Raw genomic sequence first — 19117 nt, 5'->3', positions numbered from 1 at the left:
CGCATGCTGTTTAAAAACAAAGTACTGATGCTGGTGCTGGCCCCGGTGGTGCTCTTGTCCACGGTGCTGGCGCTGACAACGAGCACCACCTTGCTGTCGAGCGCCGAGCAGGAAGTCACGGCGACCCGGGAACGCCTGCTGGATGAAAGCCGGGAACGCTTGAAAGACTACGCCAACCTTGCCCGAACCTCGGTAGCGGAGCTGTATGCGCAGGCCGAGACGGGAGACACCGCAACGCGTGCGCTGGCGATCGCGCGGCTGTCCCGGATGAAGTATGGGGACGACGGCTATTTTATCGGCTACGACAGTCAGGTCGTGCGCCTGTTTCGTGGTGACAGCAGTGAAGGCGTCGGCACCAACATGAGTGAGCGTAAAGACAGGAACGGGCTTTACCTGAACCGGGAAATGGTTGCCGCCGCGAAGAACGACACCCACTTCGTCAACTATTCGGGGGCCCTGATCAATACGGATAAAGTCGTTCCCAAGCTGGCTTACAGCTTTTACCTGCCGGCCTGGGACATGGTCGTGGTCACCGCGATCAATCTCGACCGTATCGAAAGCCAGGTTGCCCAAGTACGAGGGGAAATCCATCAGCGTGTGCGCAGCCTGGTCTACGGGATAACCGTCATTGCCTTGATTGCGCTCGGGATCACCGGCGTGCTCGCAGTGTTAATGGTTAAAAGCAGCCTGCGTCCCCTGTCGCGGATTCGCGAGCACCTTGATGAAATCGCAGCGGGCGAAGGCGATCTGACGCGGCGCTTACCCATCAGCCGCGACGAGTTCGGCCAGGTGGCCGTGTCGTTCAATGCCTTCGCCGATAAGATTCATGGGCTGGTCGGCCAGATCGTCGGCATGGCCAGAGAATTGAATACGTCCGTGACCCAGGTGGCCGAACAGGGCAAATGCATCGATCAGGTCATGGAACAGCAACGCCAGGAAACCGATCAAGTCGCTGCAGCAATCAATCAGATGTCATCTGCGGCGCAAGAGGTCGCCAACAGTGCCCAGAGCGCTTCAGAGGCAGCAGGCGAAACCGATGTGCAGGTCCCGCACGCCAGGCAGGTCGTCAATGAAAGCATCACCCGGTTGGGCAGCCTGACCGAGGACCTGTCCGCGGGAGGCGCCTCGCTGAAAAGCCTGCAAGGCGATGTAGCAGGCATTGTCACGGTGCTGGATGTAATCCGCTCGATCGCCGAGCAAACCAACCTTCTCGCACTCAATGCCGCCATCGAAGCCGCCCGGGCCGGGGATGCAGGTCGCGGATTTGCCGTGGTTGCCGACGAAGTACGCGCGCTGGCAAGCCGGACGCAACTCAGCACCCAGGAAATTCAAGCGATGATCGAGCGCCTTGACCAGGCCACCACCAAGGTCGTCACTGCGATGAGCCACTCCGGCGCAGCAGGCCATGGCGCCAGCCTGCACGCTGGACAAGCCGGGCAGTCGCTGGGCAAGGCGGTCGAGTTGATCGTTACCATCAACACCATGAACGCGCACATCGCCAGCGCCGCGCAAGAGCAGACGTCGGTTGCCGAAGCCATCAATCGCAGCGTCCACCAGATAGCCCGCGCGATTGAAAACGTCGCAGACCAGACCCAAAGCGGCGTACACACGGTCGATGAGCTGTACGCCATCGGTCATCGCCTGGAAGGCCTGTTGAGGCAATTCAAGATTTAACCAGGACGGCGTTCAACCGGGACTGTCATTTTTGCCGGGGCGTTTCTGCCGCTTGAATCGGCCCGGTAGGCGGAGCGAGATGATTGCAACTGCCCAACCCCCTATCGCGCGTTTAACGTATGCACATTCACAAGTAATTTTCCCAGCCCATAGGTATGCTCCGCGTTTATTGCCGATCACTGATACCGGGATGCCAGCCCAAGTCTCTGCTGCTCAGTCGCAGTTTATGGAGCCGTATCCTCAAGGACGCTTGAACGATGAGTACCCTCACGCTGGACATCAGCAACCTGACGCCACTGCCTTACCACCAGCAGGTGGTCGATTACCTGAAAACCAGTGAGCCCGCCGTGTGGAGTTGGGCTTCGTCCCTGGGCGTCCAGCAGGAACACGCCCAGGATGTGCGCGCACAATTGCTGCGAGACACCTATCGGCTCAGCCCCGAGACCCACCCGCAGGCCTATCAGGCGTGTGAAACGGCTTTGCAGCAGTTGCAGATCCAGGCACCCGCCACTTTGTACCAGGCCGGTGATGGCGCGATGAATGCGAGCCTTTATTACCTGGCCGGTGAAGTGCATGTGGTTTTTTACGGACCGATTCTTGAGCGGCTCGACGCCCAGGAGTTACTGGCGTTGCTGGGGCACGAGCTGGCCCATTACCGATTATGGTCGGAGCACGACGGTGACTATCTCACTGCCGAGCGCATTCTCAATCACGCAATGGCCGATGCGTATACGCCGCCAAGCCTGGAGCAGACCGCACGCTTATACAGCCTGCACACCGAAATCTACGCCGACCGGGGCGCTGCGTTGGTAGCCGGCGGGCCAGAGGCGTCAATTACCTCGCTGGTCAAGGTGCACACCGGGATTGTCAGTGTTGACGCGGCCAACTATCTGCAGCAGGCCCGCGAGCTGGATGACAAGGATGCGCAGTTGTCCCAGGGCGTGTCGCATCCGGAGACATTTCTACGCTCCCAAGCAGTCGACAACTGGTGGCGGCAGGTCCCGGACACAGAGGCGTGGCTGCACCGCCGTCTACGCGGGCCGTTGTCGCTCAATCGCCTGGATGTGACCGACCAGGTCGAGCTGACCGCCCTCACCCGTGGCTTTATCGCCAGCTTTATCGGCGCAGCCGTGTTGCAGTCGGAGGTTGTACTCAATCAAGTGCGTGGCTTCTTCCCCGACTGGAAGGACAATGAAGTGCCCCTGGACCTTGGTACGCTGAACGCCGAACGTATCGACGCGAGCATCCACGAATACCTGCACTTCATCATGCTCGACCTGTGCCTGGTCGACCGCGACCTGCGGGATGAAGCATTGCTGCATGCCGCCCGCACCGCGAAGAAACTCGGCAGCGCCGACGACTTTATCAGCGTACTCAAGCGCGATATCAAATTTCCAAAACGTGAGCTCGACCCGATCGTTCGCGCGCTCAAAGCGGAGGTCGACACATGGACCCAATAACCCCAACCGTCACGTTCACTCAATTGCTGCAGAGCCACGATGGTGCCGCCGTGCCCATCGATGATGTGCTGTTCCTGGCGCTGCCCCTGCTGCGTCAGGTAGCGCAGCTGCATGAACTGGGGCGTGTCGCCCAACTCGGTTACCTCGATGTAATACAAGGGCCGGAGCGCTCCCTGCAACTGCGTAACCCCGAGGGCGTGACGCCGCGCCTGGCGCTGGACGCGATCAAGCAGGTGCAGCCCAATCCGGAATCGGCGCTGAATATTGTCGGCAAGGTCCGCCTGGTCCGGGATTCTGAAAGTGGCGTGGCCATTACCGACCTGCAAGTCCAGGAAGACCCGCACCAGGCTATCGACCACCCGGTGTTCCTCACAGAGTTGTACGCTTGGGAGCATCGTCTCGGGCATCACGACGAAATCACCGATATTTTCCAACTCGGCCAGTTGCTGGCGTGCCTGGCCTGCGGCTTGGACTTTGCCGACATCAACGACCTCAAGGCGTTTGCCCGGCACCGGCGCAACCTGTTCCAGCTCAATGGCCGGCTCAACCCGGTGCTGGCCAATCTGATCGTCGAGATGACAGAGCTTAACCGCCATGAGCGTGCCACGGATGTCGGCTCGCTGGTACGGCGCCTGGAGTCCTGGCGCGAGCAGCCGGCCAGCCTGGATGTCGAGCATGTGCTGGCCCAGGCCGAAGGGCCGGCTTCACGGCGCACCGTCGTGCTGGAACACCTGCGCAACCGGCTATTCGACCTGTCGCGGCGCAATCGTCTGCTGTACTTCCGGCCGACCCAAGCCAACGTCAACCTGACCGTCGCCAGCGTACCGCTGGTGATGCGTATTGAAAGCATCCGCCCCGAAGCATTGTGCACCTGGCAGCCGACCTTCGGCGGTTTCTCCGAGCAGGTACTGAGCGGCAAGCCCGTTGGCCTGCAGCAATGGCTGCGCTTTGACGACCAGACCTGGCTGCAGGCGTCCCTGGAACGCATCATCCAGGAAACCCGCCGCGACCGCGCCGAGTTCGGCTTCAGCAACCTACGCCTTGTGGTGGCCTTCATGCGCTGGCACAACCTCAAGGACACGCCGGAAGAACGCATTGTCACTCCGCTGCTGTGGCTGCCGGTGGAACTGAGCCGCAAGAAAGGTGTGCGCGATCAGTTCATGTTGCAGTGCGATGAAACCGAGGCTGAATTCAACCCGGTACTGCGCCATCAGTTGCGTCAGCTCTACGATATCCAGTTGCCGGAAACCGTCGACCTGCAAAAGACCTCTCTGGAAGACATCCACGCTGATATTGCGCGCCAGATCAAGCTGACCGAGCCCGGCGTTGAGCTGCGCCTGCAAAGCAAGCCGCAAATCGAACTGATCCACCAAAAGGCCGTACAGCACCTGCACCACTTCCAGCGCCGTCGCGCACGTCAGCGCTCGGCGATGCCGTTGGTGAAGCCGGACTTCAGCTACGATCGCGAAGATTACCGCCCGCTGGGCCTGCAACTGTTCCAGCAAAAAGTGCTGCCCAGCGAGTTGCCGCTGCGCCTCGCGGTCGGCGCCAAACCCTCGCTGCGCACCCAGCATCCGCAGATGGTCGCCAGCAGCACCGAAAACAGCACCTTCGCCATGCCCGAAAACCAGGGGCACCGCTACGCATGGGACATCGACCTGACCCAAGTGACACTGGCCAACTTCAACTATCGCAAGATGTCGCTGGTACGCGACTACGCGCAGTTGATCGACGACCCGGCCCACAACGAAGCGTTTGACCGGATGTTCTCCATCGAACCGAGGGAGGTCGAAGTTCAGGCTCCGGAACCGATCCCGCTGCCGGAACAATGGAACGTAGTGGCCGGCGACGCTACGCAGAACGCTGCCGTCGCACTGGCCCGCACCGGGCGCAACTTCATCATTCAGGGGCCACCCGGCACCGGTAAGTCACAGACCATCACCAACTTGATCGCCGACTATGCGGGTCGCGGCTTGCGGGTCCTGTTCGTGTGCGAAAAGCGCGCCGCACTGGATGTGGTATTCCACCGTCTGCAACAGAGTGAACTGGGCGAATTGTGCTGCCTGATTCACGATTCCCAGACGGACAAAAAAGCCTTCGTTGGCAACCTGCGCGAGTGTTATGAGCGCTGGATTGCCGGCGATGCCCAATCGCCCCAGCTCCAAGCACGACGCAGCGCCACGCTGAGCACCCTGAGCCAACAACTGGGCCTGATTGAGCGCTTTGAACAGGTTATGGCCGGCGTTCCAGAGACGCTGGCTTGCTCGGTGCGTGAGTTGGTGCGTCATCTGATCGACCTGCCGGCTGTTGCAACAAAACTGCCACCCGAAGTTATGGAGCGGTTGCCCGAATGGCGTCACTGGCAGGCACACAGTGAGCTGACGGGGCGCGTGTATCAGGCGATCAACGAACGCTTTGGCCTCGACAGTTTCGCGCGTCACCCCTTCAGCCGCCTCGGCGCAAGCCTGGTTACCCACGAACACGCCTATGGCCAACTCAAGGCATTCCTGGATGAAGCCTGCGGGCTCATGGACAGCGTCGAGCAGTTTCTGGAGGCATCGTCGAGCCTGCTTTCCAGTGACACCCGCCTGGACGATGCGCGGGTACTGACCCAGGCTGCCGAACAACTGAGCGGCGCCAATCTGGCCTCGCACCTCGACCTGCTGGAGCCCGGTTCACCGGGCTCCCAGGCGCTGCATGCGGAACAGGCGGCATTGCAGACCCTGGCCGTGCAGCAACACAACGCCAGTGAAGCCAACCATTTTTGGCGCGACAAACTCGCCCCCCAGGACACTGATGCCGCCCGGGAGCTGGTGCAGCGTCTGGAAGGTTCGCTGTTGCGTTGGCTGAAACCGTCCTGGTGGCGACTACGTGGCGAACTGCAACGACGCTATGACTTCAGCCAGCACGCGATCCGCCCAAGCTATCGCAGCGTGCTCGACAACCTGGCCGGCGAACACCGCGCCACCGCCGAGCTGCAGGCCGAGCAGCAGCGGTTGCAAAGCCGCTACGGTGTCCGGGATATCGATGTGTTCGTGCAACACCTGCAAGCCCTGCTCCAGCAATTGAGCACATCACCCTTATTGCGCCAGTGGGTCGAAGGCCAGCGCGCAAATCCGAACGCCTTGGCCAGCGTGCGTCAGGAAGCCAGCCTGCACCAGCCATTGGCACGCCTGGCCGAGTTGGTTGCGCAACATTGTGCATTCGAACCGGCGCCAAGCTTGGGAGCGCTGGCTGAATACCTGCGCGACCTGCGCGAAGAAATCGACGAACTGCCCGACATCCTCCCTCTGCTCAATGAGCTGTACCAGGCCGATTCCGCCTGCCTGATGGCCATGCAACAGCACGCCCTGCCGCAACCGGCGCTGGATGGATTGATTGCCCAGGAGAACCTGACCCGTTTGTATCGCGCCAACCCGCAACTGGCACGCTTCGACGGCCCGGCGTTGAGCCTGGCAGTCCGTCAGGTCAGCCAAGCTGAAAGCAACCTGCTCAAGCACAACGCCCATGTACTCAGTGCCACGCTGCATCAGCGCTTTCTGGAAAATGTGAAGCAGTCGGCGATGTCGGTGACCCAACTGGATGCCCAGGCCCGTGAGTTCAAGAAAGCCTATGCCAAGGGCCGCCGCGAACTGGAGCATGAGCTGGGCAAGACCATGCGTTACCGCTCCATCCGCGAAATGGCGAGTGGCGACAGTGGCCGGGTGATCAACGACCTCAAGCCCATTTGGCTGATGAGCCCGCTGTCGGTGTCCGACACGCTGCCACTGACGCCGGACCTGTTCGACGTGGTGATTTTCGACGAAGCCAGCCAGATCCCCAGCGAAGAAGCCGTGCCGGCCTTGAGCCGTGCTCAGCAGGTGATCGTGGTGGGCGACGAGATGCAATTGCCACCCACCAACTTCTTCTCCAGCGCAGGCGACCAGGACGATAACGAATTGGTTGCCATGGAAGACGGCGAGCAGATTGCGATCAACCTCGATGCCGACAGCCTGCTGAGCCAGGCCGCGCGTAATTTGCCGGCGACCTTGCTTGCCTGGCACTACCGCAGCCGCCATGAAGCGCTGATCAGCTTCTCCAACGCAGCCTTCTACGAAGGGCGGTTGATCACCATCCCCGACCGGCGCATCGAACGCCCTGCTCCTGCCCATGCAGCGCTGGACTCCACGGACGCCCAGGCAGTGATGCAGGGCGCCGACACACTGCTCGACAGCCCGATCAGCTTTTTGAAGATGAGCGATGGCGTTTACCTCAGCCGCAGTAACCTGGCCGAAGCGCGTTATATCGCCAACCTGGTGCGTGAGCTGCTGCAACGTGAGACCGGCCTGAGCCTGGGGATCGTGGCTTTTTCGGAAGCCCAACAGGGCGCCATCGAGCAGGCCCTGGAGGACTTGGCCGCCAGTGACTCGGCCTTTGCCACTCGCCTTGAGCGCGAGTATGTGCGTGAAGATGCCGGGCAGTTCAATGGCCTGTTCGTCAAGAACCTCGAGAACGTTCAGGGTGATGAACGCGACGTGATCATCCTGAGTATCTGCTACGCGCCCGGACCGAACGGCAAGATGCTGATGAACTTTGGCCCGATCAACCAGCGCGGAGGGGAAAAACGCCTCAATGTGATCTTCAGCCGTGCGCGCAAGCGCATGGCGATCGTTTCCAGCATTGAGGCAGAGGCCATCACCAACACCCACAACGACGGTGCTGCGGCACTGCGCGCTTTCCTGCAGTTCGCCCAGGCCAGCGCCAGTGGGGATGCGCTGCGCTCCCAGGGTATCCTCGCCAACCTCAACCCAGGCGCCAAGCAATCCTTTGCCGTCAGCCTGCCCAAGGACAGCCTGCGCGGAGCCATCGCCGTCGCGTTGCGCAAACGCGGGCATACGGTGCAGGAGTATGTCGGGCGTTCGCAGTTCCGCTGCGACCTGGCGATCAGCGACGCCAGCGGTGAGCACTTCAGCCTTGGCGTGCTGCTGGACGGCGATACGACGCACGCGACTGACGTGAAAGAGCGTTATATCTTCCGCCCGACCGTGCTGCGCAGTTTCGGCTGGAAGATCATCGACGTGCTCAGTCATGACTGGCTGCGGGACCCAATGGACGTGCTGAATCGTATTGAAGCGCTGCTAAGGAATGATGAGGTGCCCGCGCTGCCAGAGCCTGAACCGGAAGTGGAACCTGCAGCGGTTGAAGTCGAGCCGCCGCCAGCCACTGAAGCAGCGATTCCGATGCGCGAGTTCACCTTTGGGGAAGGTAACTCCAACAAGTTCTGGCGTATCGGCGTCGCAGAGGCGGAGGTTGTGGTGAGCTTTGGTCGTATCGGCACCAAGGGCCAGACCCTGATCAAGTCCCTCGACAGCCCGGAACGGGCAGAGCGCGAAGCGCAAAAGCTGATCGCGGAGAAACTGCGCAAAGGGTATCAGGAGCAGGCGGGGCTCGATCACACCGAGCCGCGCTGAGTCGATCCGGCATTGTGCGCCCTCCTGCTCCAATACCATCAACGTGCGCTTTCCCCGCATTTTTTGATCGGGCGTGCCCTGACGTTGAAAGCTAAGCAGACGTCATCCGAAGCCCCCTCCGGGGCTAGGAGTGACCGCCGACTTCGTCACCAGTATTTAGCGCTCCACGGCCTGGGCACTATCGGACCAAGGAAGAAACCATCGCTGTAACACGCGCTCCAGATCATCCACATACGTGAACGCGACCGGCACGACCAGCAGACTTAAAGCGGTTGACGTTACCAATCCACCAATCACCGCGATGGCCATAGGCTGACGGAAGCTGGCATCCGCTCCCAGCCCCAGTGCAATGGGCAGCATGCCCGCGATCATTGCCAAGGTCGTCATAACAATGGGCCGGACACGTTTGTGACATGCATTAACCAACGCATCGAAAACGGACAGGCGTTGCTGGTGAATGCCCATCACGGCGTACTCTACTAGGAGGATAGAGTTTTTGGTCACAATGCCCATCAACATCACAAGACCTATCATGGACGGCAGGCTTAGCATGCCTCGGGTCACGAGCAGTGCGACAAAGGCCCCACCCACTGAAAGCGGGATGGCGAAGAGAATGGTCAGTGGTTGAAAGAAGTCACGGAAAAGAAGCACCAGCACGCAGTACACGCAGAACACCCCGATGACAATGGCCATGCCGAACCCACCCATCAGCTCAGCCATGATTTCCGCATCGCCGGTTTCGATCAGCTTGACGCTGGTGGGCATAGCCTGGATCGCGGGTAAAGCTTTAGCCAGGGTCAGCGCCTGCCCTAACGGCATGCCCCCCAGGTCTGCACTGACGGTGGCGTACCTGCGGCGGTCATAACGGTCAATCTGCGTAGGGCCACTCTCTACCGTCAGGCTGGCAACACTGGATAAGGGGATCAAGCCATCGCGACCACGAACCCGAAGATTAGCTATCGTTTCAAGGTCCTGTCTTGAGGTATCTGGAATTCGCACCTGAATCGCTACCTGACGATTGTCCAGGTTTAGCTTGGCCATTTTTGCGTCAAAGTCCCCATTGGTTGCAATGCGAACCGTCTCACCAATGGTTGATGTAGTAACACCACGTTCCGCTGCCTGCTGAGCGTCGGGGCGTACGATGATCTCGGGGCGCTCCAGGCTTGCCGTGGAGGTGATGTTGGCAAGACCCGGGACATCGCGAAGTTGCCGCTCCAGCGCCTGCGCTGTAGTTTTCAGCGCTGCTTTATCGTCACTGGAGAGAATCAGCGAGAGTTTCTCCCCCAGCCCCCCCGAGCCGATTGAAAAGCGGGCTCCGGGTACATCGCGCAGCGCGACGCGTACCTGAGTTTCGATCTCAACCTGGGCTGGGCGCGTGCCGCGAGGAGAAAGTACCATCGTCATGGTCGCCCTGCGTAATTCTGCCGCCTGTGTCTGCCCGCGTCCGGCAGGTTGGGCGACCCCCACGCTGGTCATTACATGCTCGATGCCGGGAATATGCTGGATTGCACGACTCACCGCTCCCGTCGTCGCTCGGGTCGCCTCCAAGCTGCTGCCAGGGGGCAACTCAATATTGATATTGCTATAGCCCTTGTCGGAGGCCGGCATCAGACCTGTCTCAAGCAGTGGCACAACCGCGATCGAAGCAGCGAATATAAGGACCGTACCCAACAGCGTGAGGCGCCTATGGGTAAGACACCATTTCACTGCGCTGAGGTAGCGTGTCATCAGCACGCCGTCCTTGGCCTCAACATGACCGCTATGGGTCTTGAGCAGATAGGCTGCCATCATTGGGGTCAGCACCCTGGCAACCAGCAATGAGGAGAGGACCGCCACCACCGCGGTCCAGCCGAACTGCTTGAAAAATAGTCCCGGTATGCCACTCATCATGGCGGTGGGTAAAAACACCACGACAAGGGTCATGGTGGTCGCCATAACCGCCAAGGCAATTTCGGTTACAGCATCACCGGCGGCCTGTTTGATCGGTTTGCCCATACGACTGTGACGCTCGATATTCTCAATCTCGACAATAGCGTCGTCCACCAAAATACCCACGATTACTGCCAATGCGAGCAGGGTCAGGGTATTGAGCGAGTAGCCAAGCCAGCTCATGACCAGGAACGTTGGCAGGATAGACAAGGGCAAGGCTGAAGCCGAAATCAAGGTTGCACGCCAGTCGCGCAGGAACCACCACACCACCAGCACGGCCAGTAGCGCGCCCTCGTAGAGCATGTGCATCGATCCTTCGTACTGCTCACGCGTATAGTCGACGGTTCCGCAGACCTTGGTAAAACTCAGGCTTGGATCGGTGCCGTGAAGCTTGTTGAGTGCGTCGGCCACACCGGCCGCCACTCGCGTCTCATCGAAATCCTTGGCACGGAATATCCTGAATCCGACCACGGGTTTGCCGTCCAGGGTGGCGATCTGAGTCCGGTCCGCGTAGCCATCCTTAACCACCGCGACCTGGTCCAGGTTGACGCGTCGCCCACTCTCCAGCACCACCGGCAGGCTGTTCAGTTCGGCAGCTGTACGCATAGTCGCAATGGTGCGCACCGCCTGTTCAGTGCCCCCCACCTGCCCTCTTCCGCCAGACGACTCTTGCTCAACCGTTTTCAACGCCCGTGATACATCCGCAGCTGTTGCCCCCATGGCAGCCAAGCTTGCCGGATCCACCTCTACCAATACTTGACGCTGGACACCGCCGACCCGCTCGAACTTGCCGATACCGGGCACGCCCAGGATAGTCTTGTTAATGGTGTCATCCACAAACCAGGACAGGGCCTCTTCGTCCATTCGCGAAGACGCCACGGCGTAGAGCAAGGTCGCCTCATCACCACCCACCCGCACCGCACTTATAGAGGGCTGCTCCAAGTCGCCAGGCAGATCGGAACGCACTTTATCCACTGCGTCTTTGGTTTCAATCAGGGCATCGGAGAGTTTCTTTTCCAGGATGAACTCAACGTTAATCGTGACCAGCCCGTCGACGATGGAGGTGCTGATGTGTTTGATACCTGACAACGTCGCCAGGGAATTCTCGACCTTACGTGCAACCTCGGTTTCCATTTGAGCTGGCGCAGCGCCAGGTTGCGTCAAAGCGATAACGACCGTTGGGAGATCAATGTCCGGCATGTTGGCAATTGGCAAGGCACGAAAGCCAAGGATCCCGGCCAAGGAAAGCAGGATAAAAAGCAGGATGGACGGAATGGGATTACGGATAGACCACGTGGCAAAGTTCATCATTCACTCCTGGGCCGCAACCGGCGCTGCGGTAACGTGGACCCGATCGCCGTCGTTCAAGAAGCCGGCGCCTTGCACGACGACTTTGTCTGTAACACCAAGCCCTAAAAGGATTTCCACCTCGGCGTTTTGTCGACGCCCCACGATCACTGGCTGCATACCGATGCGGTCACCCTCGAGCAGTTTGGGCACATAGCTGCGACCATCGCGGATCACTACGCTTGCAGCCGGTACCACCAGAGCGGAGCTTTCAGCGACGACGACCCTCCCTCTTGGATACATGCCAGCTCTTGCCAGGCTGCCGGGTTCAATATCCGCATAGACAATACCGAGCCTGGTCTGGCTATCCAGGCTGGGCGCCAGCTCGCGCGCTACCGCTACGGCTGAGGTACCGTCAGGCAATACCAGGCTGATACGCTGGCCGGGTTTGACTTGGGATAGCTGCACAGCTGTCAGTTCACCACGCCATTCCAGGCGACTTTGGCGAATCATTCGAAATAGCTCTTGTCCCGTCCCATACACCGCACCCACCGTTGCACTACGGGCGCTGATAACGCCATCATCCGGGGCGATCACTTTGGCGTACCGTATTTGCAAAAGCGTTCCTCGCAGCAATGCCTTCGCAACACCGGCCTGGGTCACATACTGGAGAACGTCCTGCTCACTCATGCCGCCAGTACCCTTGAGCTGCAAAGCGCGCTGGCTATTGGCTTCGGCCTGTTGCCAGGACGCCCTTAGCCGTGACTCGTCGGCACCCAACAGGTCGGCATCGAAAGTCGCCAGCAATTGCCCGCGCTTAACGCGGTCCCCCACGTTCACGAGCATTTCAGCCAATCTCAAGCCCGATACCTGGGAACCGATGATTGCCTCCTCCCATGGGGCAATAACCCCGCTGGCCTCAAGCGTTGCAGGCCACTGCACCAGCGTTGCTGTGGTGGTAGTCACAGCCATCGCGACGGCAGGCTGCATGGGTGCCAGCGTGGCGTTGGAGTGAGCGGTGAAGAACAGGACACCGCCGACCATCGCCCCAATGCATAGGGCAACGACACTGACTGACCTGCGGCCGAGACGGCCCGAAGAAAAAAACAAGTTATTCATGGGCTGTGTTGTCCGGAATTAGGGCGATTGCTCCGCCGGTGGCTTTGACTAGGGATATCCAGGCCTGAGCCTGGTCGCGACGCGCAGAAATCTGCGCGTCCTGTGCCGAGGCGAACTGGCGGCGACTGTCTTCGAGTTCGAACAGGCTGACAGCGCCAACCTTCCACTGAGCATCGGAAGCCAGCAGTGTGGTGCAAGCAGCGATCACACCTTCTCGGGTCGATGCACCCCGTAATTCGGCCGATGCCTGAGCAGCAATAGCGTTTTCCACGTCCTGAACGGTAGTGCGCAACGTGCCTTGCAGACTGGTTACTGCGCGCCTGTAGCGAGCGTCAGCGACTTTCACATTCGCAGCGCCTGTACCGCCATCGAACAGCGTGCCGCTCAGGCTGGGGCCAATGGACCACGTGTTGAAATCAAGACTGGAGCCTGCGGCGCGGATCCATTGACCGGTCAATGCTGCCGTCAGATCAATACGCGGCAGGCGGTTTGCGCGAGCAACAGCGATATCTGCCCAGGCAGCGGCGACTTCACGCTCAGCCGAGATAACATCCGGGTGTTGCACCAACACCGTTGCAGGCATTGCAGGTACCGCCGCCGGCGCTCGTGGCATGAACACGGGCGCCGCATCAGGCGTTGACGGAGCAACACCTACCAATGTCTTAACCCTGCTAGAACTCTGGCCGCTGAGGGCCACCAAAGCGTTCACCTGGCGAGCGCACTGTTCTTGCTGAGTCGCCAGATTGGTACGGGACGTCGCAAGGCCCGTGAGTATGCGAGCTTCGTCAACCGCAGCGGCAAAGCCGCTTTGCAGACGTCGTCGAGTCAGGGCGAGGGTTCTTTCCCGGGAAGCGATGTCATCAACCAGCACACGCCGACTGTTTTCGCAGGCACGCAGAGTCAGCACATCGTTCGCGATATCGGCTACCAGGGTCAGTCGCGTTGATGCGGCATCAGCCGTGCGAGCATCAAGGCGGTTCTGAGAAGCTTCAACCGACTCCCGAACCCGTCCGAAAAGATCAATCTCCCAGCTGAAGCTCGGCCCAACCGAAGCCGAGGTGCCAAGCACAGTGGTGCTGGAAGAAAAAGGAGACGTGTTCTGGCTTTGCTCCCGCGTCAAGCTCGCACTCGCACCGATGGTGGGCAGCGTATCTGCGGTAGTCACTCCCAGCGTCCCACGGGCTTCGTCGATACGCATAAGCGCTTGAAGCAACGTTGGGTTATCAGCAAGCGCCTTATCGATCAACTCGTCGACAGCATCATCACCGAGCTTCCGCCACCAGGGCTTTGCCGCCAGTGAAGGCTGATTGTCCTCGGGCGCCGACGCCCCAGACCAACCGGAGGGCGTGGCCAGGGTCGGCTTGGTATAGGCCGGCTGCAACGAACAACCACCAGATGCCAACAGCGATGCAGCGAATGCATACATCGCCAGCCGCCTGCAGCGCACCCACGCGTGCCCGTTACGCTTGGCACGACTGGCGTCACGTTTGATTTTTGAAGTCATCTCAGATAACCGAAAATAAAGCACGTTAAGACCTTAACGGCAGACGCAAAGCCTTAAGCTGGCGCGTCGAGAGTCAAGTCGGATCATCGTGGGCGGCAGCAACTTATTCTTTACCGTCAAAGCAACCCCGGCGTTTTTTGGGCTGACTCACGGCGACAGTGAAAAGCTTCGCCAGCCTCTCAATAAGCCCTAGTGCGAAACCACAATGTCGGAGATCGGGTAGCGCCACCTCTCTTCGATCCGTGCATCATCCGCGCGATACCCAAGGGCAATCACAAGAGGAATCACCGCACCCCGTGGGAGATCGAGAAGTTTGGCGACCTGCGACGCGGAAAACCCTTCCATCGGGCAGGAGTCGATGCCTTTGGCTGCTGCGCCAAGCATGATTGTTTGAGCAGCGAAGATCGCATTGCGTGCTGCCCATTGACGACCGCCGGTGTGCCCAATAGGGATCAGCGATAAGGTGGGACGGATAAGTGCGGCAAGAGACACCAGCGGTGACCAGAATGCCGAAGATCCAATGCCCAGGATTTTCTGGAACATGCCTACTTGCTTGCGATAGTAAGCCTTCGAGTCAGGGCCCAGTGTCGTCGAGCTTTCTACATGAGAGAGTTGCGCTCTGGCGGTTCGCAGGCCCATCGCGGGGCTGGCCACTACGACAACAAAGTCTGCCGCTGTCGCCGCCGCTTTCTGCCCATTGCAGGCCGCAGCGACTTTAGCTTTCAAGGCCGGCTCTCGAATCCAATGCAGCTCGTACGGCTGCATGTTCCCGCTGGAAGGTGCAAAAGCAGCTTCAGCAAGCAATGCATACACGTCACCTTCGGGAATCGTCGTCGAGTTGAATTTACGAATGGCCCTGCGGAAACGGTTCGCTGCTTGAAAGCCGTCCCAAGGAAGTACCGGGTGATGTGTATTCATGATTGAGTTGCTCTCGGTTGGTTAAGAACGTTGTGTTTCCTCAACTCAAATCGTAAGTTAAAGCTTATATTTTAAAAACTCGCGTTCTGGAGCGTCCCATGAACAAAAGCCGAACGACCGTAACCCCCCGTAAAATCCCGGCCCAGGCACGCTCCCGCGCAACTGTCGAAGCGATTATCCAAGCGGCGACTTACATTTTGACCAAGGTCGGCTGGGAAGGCCTGACGACCAATGCAATTGCAGAGCGCGCGGGCGTCAATATTGGTTCGCTCTATCAGTTTTTTCCGAACAAAGAGGCGGTTATCGCAGAGTTACAGCGACGTCATGCCGCTGCAACGCGAACCGATTTGCTTAACGCGTTGGAAGTTTTGCCAGGACAACCGTCTCTTCGAGAGGCGCTCACAATGATCGTGGAAATGATCGTCGCGGAGCATCGCATCGCGCCTGCGCTTCATAAGGCGATTCATGAAGAGCTGCCCCGCACCGTTCGCCAGGAAGACCATGAAAAAGATCATATGCAGCGACAGTTTTCAGACGTCCTGAGACCTTTCATGAAGAATGTTCCCGATCCGGATCTTTCGATCTATCTGATGGGCATCGCTGCGCATGCGATCATCCATACCGTGACGGCTGATCGGCCACAATTGTTGGGGGATCAGCGCTTTATTACTGAGGTTGTCACCCTGCTTGAAAACTATCTCTATAGGCAAAATGGGGACAGGACCTGATATTCCTCAGTGGCCCCCCTTCGATAAAATACCGTTGTTCGACGGCAATCCCCTGGCGCTCCGCCAAATCGGCGAATGCCTCATGCTGCGCTTCGTTCAGCGCCTCATAGAGCCAGATTGAAGTGTCCAAAATCATTAGGCCAGTTCATGGTGGGAGGGGCAATCAATAGTAAACGCGGATTCTGCAATATAGGGCACCTCGGCACGTGGCCATCTCAATCTGTGAATTGGCCTCCAGTGAGCCGTGCACAGCGGCGGTTAGTTGATCTTTATCAGCTGAGCCAGCAAAAAGCTGATTTTCGTCAACAGCCCACCCGAGCCTTGCACCATGGCCTGGGGGTATGTGTTACACGCATACCTCATGCTCAAACGTCATAATCCTATTTTTTGCGGCGTGTTAATCTGCTGCGACTATGAATAGGCATTGATCGTCAGTCGACAATGGCCCCAACCAGGAAAGATCATGCCAAAAAAGTCCCACTCAGCGCTTCGCCGCAATTTTCGTGAGCTGTTTGCAACGCCAACCTGCGTTGAAACCGCGTCCGTGTTCGACCCTATGTCGGCACGTATCGCCGCCGACCTGGGCTTCGAGGTCGGTATCCTGGGTGGCTCCGTGGCCTCGTTGCAGGTACTGGCAGCACCCGACTTTGCCTTGATCACGCTGAGTGAGTTCGTCGAGCAGGCTACCCGTATCGGCCGCGTCGCCCAGTTGCCTTTTATTGCCGATGCCGACCACGGTTACGGCAATGCACTCAACGTGATGCGCACCGTCGAAGAGCTCGAGCGCGCCGGCGTCGCGGCATTGACGATTGAAGACACGCTGCTGCCTGCACAATTCGGGCGCAAATCCACCGACCTGATTTCCATCCAGGAAGGCATCGGCAAGGTCCGCGCCGCCCTGGAAGCCCGTGTCGATCCTGAACTGTCGATCATCGCCCGGACCAACGCCGGCGTGTTGTCCACCGAAGCGGTGATCGAGCGCACCCTGGCTTATCAGAAAGCCGGCGCCGACGGCATCTGCATGGTAGGTGTCAGCGACTTCGAGCACCTGGAGAAGATCGCGGAAAATCTCATCGTGCCGCTGATGCTGGTGACCTACGGCAACCCCAAGCTCAACGACGCCCAGCGTTTGGCGGATTTGGGCGTGCGCGTGGTGGTTGCCGGCCATGGCGCGTACTTTGCGGCGATCAAGGCTACTTACGACAGCCTCCGTGCCCAGCGCCAGCTGACCCACAGCACCTCGAACCTCAGTGCGACGGAACTGACCCATACCTACACGCTGCCTGAAAGTTACGTGGCGTGGGCCAAGGAGTTCATGGACGTGGAAGAGTAATAACTGCGTGGAATAAGGGGCCAATTACTCCAGCGCCCTCGCCCTTGTTAGTTCAACTTAAAAACTCCCCATGGAAAAAATCCGCCGTAGCAACTACGGCGGCAACCAAAGGGTATTGTCGAAGCAGAGCGGCTAAGACAGTCCCCACGCTACACCTCCCGCCGATTGAAAATAGTGAAGTTTAATTAATCGAGTTTCATCCCCGGCACGCCTGCAGGCCGCGCAAACTCTGCCTGGAGTCAGCTTCGGCAAACCCGTCGAAGACAATAAGAAACCGTAACGCCTCACTTTAAAACTCTGCCCATACAAGCGTGTACGCCTGCCAGACAGTGCGGCGTTTCTGTGCGCGTTCATTATTCCGGGGAAGTTAATAACATGATTAAACAGTGGAGCCTGTTGGCGCTGGCGGTGTGCGCCAGTATCAGCCCCGTGGCGTTTGCCGAGTCCGTCACGGACCAGGCCGACTCCAAGGGTTTTATCGACGGCAGCAGCGTCACCGGCTTGTTGCGCAACTATTACTTCGACCGCGACCGTGCGAGCGGCAAGGCCGACAACCGCGACTGGGCCCAGGGCGCCATGCTCAACTACGCCTCAGGCTTCACCCAGGGCACCCTCGGCTTTGGCGTGGATGCCTACGCCTACGGCGCGCTGAAACTCGACGCTACCCACGCGGACGCCGGCACCGGCGACCTGCCGACCGATCGGCACGGCGATCCCGAGAATGCCTACGGTTCCGTCGGTGCTGCGGTGAAACTCAAAATTTCCAAGACCCAGTTGAAGTTCGGTGACATGCAGCCCACCGCGCCGGTCTTCGCCACCGGCGGCACCCGCCTGCTGCCGCAGACCGCCACCGGCTTTGATCTCACCAGCAGCGAAATCAGCGGACTGGACCTGGAAGCCGGGCACTTCACCAGCACCAACAGCGGCATGACCAGCAACCATGACCACGATATCTACGCCACCTACGCCAACGTGGCGGCCAACAGCGCGAGCTTTGTCGGCGGCAAATACACCTTCACCCCGTCACTGAGCGCGACACTGTATGCCGGCGAACTGGAAGACATCTGGCGCCAGTACTACACCAACCTCAACTACGTCATCGCCCTGCCCCACGACCAATCCCTGGCCCTGGACGGCAACCTGTACCGCACCCTCGACACCGGCGCCGCCAAGGCCGGCGCGATCAACAACACCACCTACTCGGTGGCGGCGGCCTATTCGTTCCTGCAGGCGCACACGCTGACGCTGTCGTTCCAGAAGGTGCACGGCGACACGCCCTTTGACTACATCGGCACCGGCAACAACGGCGCAGGTGAAGGCGGCGACTCGGTGTTCCTGGCCAACTCGGTGCAGTGGGGCGACTTCAACGGGCCGGGCGAGCAATCGTGGGGGATTCGTTATGACCTGAACATGGCCAGTTATGGCGTGCCGGGGTTGAGTTTCATGAGCCGTTATATCAACGGTTCGGATATCAACGGCACCCACACCCCGTTCAACAGCGCCTATGCCGGCGATTACGGTGCCGACGGCGCCCATCACGAGACGGACGTGGAGGCCAAATACGTGATCCAGAGTGGCCCGGCGAAAAACCTGTCGTTGCGCGTCCGTGATGCCATCGTGGTGTCCAACGCCGACCAGCGCGATGGCGACTTGAATGAGCTACGGGTGATCGTCGACTACCCGTTCACCTTGCTGTAAAGGGAGCCTTGTCAGGA

General features: G+C 59.5%; 9 protein-coding genes and 2 pseudogenes. 7 read left to right on the top strand and 4 right to left on the bottom strand.

Going from position 1 to position 19117, the window contains the following annotated elements:
* Nucleotides 1-3 precede the first annotated feature (3 nt).
* The 4 genes and pseudogenes from BM416_RS31025 to BM416_RS00680 all read left to right on the top strand — a co-directional run.
* Nucleotides 4-816 (top strand): annotated as a pseudogene (locus BM416_RS31025) (cache domain-containing protein); the annotation flags it as partial.
* 360 nt (nt 817-1176) lie between these two features.
* A pseudogene (locus tag BM416_RS31020) lies at nt 1177-1674 on the top strand (methyl-accepting chemotaxis protein); the annotation flags it as partial.
* A 257-nt stretch (nt 1675-1931) separates the two neighbouring features.
* Nucleotides 1932-3134, top strand: coding sequence for a M48 family metalloprotease (locus tag BM416_RS00685; protein WP_092484227.1), 1203 nt, complete (start codon nt 1932-1934; stop codon nt 3132-3134).
* Nucleotides 3122-8584 carry a WGR domain-containing protein gene (locus tag BM416_RS00680; RefSeq protein ID WP_092484224.1) on the top strand — a complete coding sequence of 1821 codons (5463 nt, stop codon included), beginning with the start codon at nt 3122-3124 and terminating at the stop codon, nt 8582-8584. Before BM416_RS00685 ends, BM416_RS00680 begins: the two co-directional genes overlap by 13 nt.
* 156 nt (nt 8585-8740) lie before the next feature.
* On the opposite strand, the gene BM416_RS00675 is transcribed toward BM416_RS00680, so the two are convergent.
* From BM416_RS00675 to BM416_RS00660, 4 genes are all read right to left on the bottom strand, one after another.
* A complete protein-coding gene (locus tag BM416_RS00675) occupies nt 8741-11821 on the bottom strand; it encodes an efflux RND transporter permease subunit (protein ID WP_092485548.1) in 3081 nt (1026 codons plus the stop codon).
* A gap of 3 nt (nt 11822-11824) precedes the next feature.
* Nucleotides 11825-12919, bottom strand: a complete 1095-nt coding sequence (locus tag BM416_RS00670) for an efflux RND transporter periplasmic adaptor subunit (RefSeq protein WP_027605827.1) — start codon at nt 12917-12919, stop codon at nt 11825-11827.
* Nucleotides 12912-14423: an efflux transporter outer membrane subunit gene (locus tag BM416_RS00665; RefSeq protein WP_223841582.1), complete on the bottom strand. Its 1512-nt coding sequence runs from the start codon at nt 14421-14423 to the stop codon at nt 12912-12914. Before BM416_RS00665 ends, BM416_RS00670 begins: the two co-directional genes overlap by 8 nt.
* Nucleotides 14424-14612: 189 nt before the next feature.
* Entirely contained in the window at nt 14613-15341 is a 729-nt protein-coding gene (locus BM416_RS00660) for a nitroreductase family protein (RefSeq protein ID WP_092484221.1), read from the bottom strand.
* 98 nt (nt 15342-15439) lie between these two features.
* On the opposite strand from BM416_RS00660, the gene BM416_RS00655 reads away from it, so the two are divergent.
* From BM416_RS00655 to BM416_RS00640, 3 genes are all read left to right on the top strand, one after another.
* Nucleotides 15440-16069 (top strand): TetR/AcrR family transcriptional regulator, encoded by a 630-nt coding sequence (locus BM416_RS00655; RefSeq protein ID WP_027605824.1) that lies wholly within the window; start codon nt 15440-15442, stop codon nt 16067-16069.
* 463 nt (nt 16070-16532) lie between these two features.
* Nucleotides 16533-17402 carry an isocitrate lyase/PEP mutase family protein gene (locus tag BM416_RS00645; RefSeq protein WP_092484215.1) on the top strand — a complete coding sequence of 290 codons (870 nt, stop codon included), beginning with the start codon at nt 16533-16535 and terminating at the stop codon, nt 17400-17402.
* Nucleotides 17403-17777: 375 nt separating this feature from the next.
* Nucleotides 17778-19100 carry an OprD family porin gene (locus tag BM416_RS00640; RefSeq protein ID WP_092484212.1) on the top strand — a complete coding sequence of 441 codons (1323 nt, stop codon included), beginning with the start codon at nt 17778-17780 and terminating at the stop codon, nt 19098-19100.
* The last annotated feature ends 17 nt before the right edge of the window (nt 19101-19117 follow it).

This window comes from Pseudomonas sp. NFACC42-2 (genome assembly GCF_900116055.1).
In the GTDB taxonomy this organism is placed as follows: domain Bacteria; phylum Pseudomonadota; class Gammaproteobacteria; order Pseudomonadales; family Pseudomonadaceae; genus Aquipseudomonas; species Aquipseudomonas marginalis.
The sequence above is the reverse complement of the archived record's forward strand: the minus strand, read 5'-3'. Positions and strand labels throughout refer to the sequence as shown.

Bases quoted from the DNA above. Each gene is read 5' to 3' on its own strand.
- BM416_RS00685 (WP_092484227.1), top strand. From the start codon at position 1,932: ATGAGTACCCTCACGCTGGACATCAGCAACCTGACGCCACTGCCTTAC.
- BM416_RS00680 (WP_092484224.1), top strand. From the start codon at position 3,122: ATGGACCCAATAACCCCAACCGTCACGTTCACTCAATTGCTGCAGAGC.
- BM416_RS00675 (WP_092485548.1), bottom strand. From the start codon at position 11,821: ATGAACTTTGCCACGTGGTCTATCCGTAATCCCATTCCGTCCATCCTG.
- BM416_RS00670 (WP_027605827.1), bottom strand. From the start codon at position 12,919: ATGAATAACTTGTTTTTTTCTTCGGGCCGTCTCGGCCGCAGGTCAGTC.
- BM416_RS00665 (WP_223841582.1), bottom strand. From the start codon at position 14,423: ATGACTTCAAAAATCAAACGTGACGCCAGTCGTGCCAAGCGTAACGGG.
- BM416_RS00660 (WP_092484221.1), bottom strand. From the start codon at position 15,341: ATGAATACACATCACCCGGTACTTCCTTGGGACGGCTTTCAAGCAGCG.
- BM416_RS00655 (WP_027605824.1), top strand. From the start codon at position 15,440: ATGAACAAAAGCCGAACGACCGTAACCCCCCGTAAAATCCCGGCCCAG.
- BM416_RS00645 (WP_092484215.1), top strand. From the start codon at position 16,533: ATGCCAAAAAAGTCCCACTCAGCGCTTCGCCGCAATTTTCGTGAGCTG.
- BM416_RS00640 (WP_092484212.1), top strand. From the start codon at position 17,778: ATGATTAAACAGTGGAGCCTGTTGGCGCTGGCGGTGTGCGCCAGTATC.